The sequence below is a fragment of the Mycolicibacter engbaekii genome (assembly GCF_002101585.1).
Lineage (GTDB): Bacteria > Actinomycetota > Actinomycetes > Mycobacteriales > Mycobacteriaceae > Mycobacterium > Mycobacterium engbaekii.
The window spans coordinates 1-1,467 of the sequence record NZ_LQOT01000072.1 but is presented as its reverse complement, the minus strand read 5'-3'; the positions used below and the strand labels follow the sequence as shown (position 1 = coordinate 1,467).

The window sequence follows — 1,467 nt, the reverse complement described above, 5'->3', positions numbered from 1 at the left end:
GGGTAAGTCCCCTGGGGTGGTGGGGTTTCGGGCCTGCGGCTGACCGGGGCGGTTGGGCTCTGGTGTGTCGTTGAGGACTTCGGGGTGGGTCATCGCGTAGTGGTCAATGAGTTACCGACCAAAGTGACTCAAGCAAAGGACACACCACGCGATGACCCACGCTCATTCTGCCCTGCTCTCTCAGCTCGATGCGCTGAAGTCAGCTGACGCCGGGGCGATGTTCGCCGAGTTGATCCGCGCCGGGCTGCAGGCGCTGATCGAGGCCGAAGCTACCGACGCGATCGGCGCCGGCCACTATCAGCGCAGCCAGGACCGCACGACGCAACGCAACGGGCACCGTCCCAAAACGGTCTCCACGACCGCCGGCGACATCGAGGTGCAGATCCCGAAGCTGCGAGCAGGGTCGTTCTTCCCGTCCCTGTTGGAGCGGCGCCGACGCATCGACAAGGCGCTGCACGCGGTGATCATGGAGGCCTACGTGCACGGGGTATCGACCCGCAGCGTCGATGACCTGGTCTCCGCGATGGGCGTCGCGTCGGGAGTCTCCAAATCGGAGGTCTCGCGCATCTGCGCTGGTCTGGATCGTGAGATCGAAGCGTTTCGCACCCGCAGCCTGACACACACCCAGTTCCCGTACGTGTTCTGCGACGCCACGTTCTGCAAAGTGCGCGTCGGCGCGCACGTGGTATCTCACGCCCTGGTGGTGGCCACCGGGGTCTCCATCGACGGCACCCGCGAGGTATTGGGCACCGCCGTCGGAGACAGTGAGTCCTTCGAGTTCTGGCGCGAGTTCCTGGCCAGCCTCAAAGCCCGCGGGCTTGCCGGGGTGCACCTGGTGATCTCCGATGCCCACGCCGGCCTCAAGGCCGCCGTCGCCCAGCAGTTCACCGGATCGTCGTGGCAGCGCTGCCGAGTACATTTCATGCGCAACCTGCACGGCGTCGTGGCAGCCAAACACGCCCCCGCGGTCACCGCGGCCATCAAGACAGTCTTCGCCCACACCGAACCGGCTGAGGTGGCCGCTCAATGGGACCAGGTCGCCGACACCCTGGAGCCCACATTTCCCAAGGTGGCGGCGATGATGGCCGAAGCCAAGACCGATGTCCTGGCGTTCACCGCATTCCCGCGAGCGCACTGGCAAAAGATCTGGTCGAACAACCCGATCGAACGGCTCAACAAGGAGATCAAGCGCCGCGCTGACGTCGTGGAGATCTTCCCGAATCCGGCGGCCTTCCTTCGGCTGGCCACCGCCGTGGTCATCGAAGCCCACGACGAATGGCAAGTCACTCGCCGCTACCTGTCCGACATCTCCATGGCCGAGCTACGCAAGGTCATCGCCGCCAAACACGCCGCCATCACCGAACCGCTAGCCGAACAACGCCAAATCGCCTAGCATCCAGCATGACTCGTTGATCACCACGCGTGACTCACGCCGATCCGAAGTCCACCACCCCACGGGGCACTATC

At 64.8% G+C, this 1,467-nt stretch carries 1 protein-coding gene; it reads left to right on the top strand.

From position 1 onward, the window contains the following. Positions 1 to 151: 151 nt before the first annotated feature. Positions 152 to 1,393 carry an IS256 family transposase gene (locus AWC02_RS18535; RefSeq protein ID WP_085130172.1) on the top strand — a complete coding sequence of 414 codons (1,242 nt, stop codon included), beginning with the start codon at positions 152 to 154 and terminating at the stop codon, positions 1,391 to 1,393. Positions 1,394 to 1,467 lie beyond the last annotated feature (74 nt).

Bases quoted from the DNA above. Each gene is read 5' to 3' on its own strand.
- AWC02_RS18535 (WP_085130172.1), top strand. From the start codon at position 152: ATGACCCACGCTCATTCTGCCCTGCTCTCTCAGCTCGATGCGCTGAAG.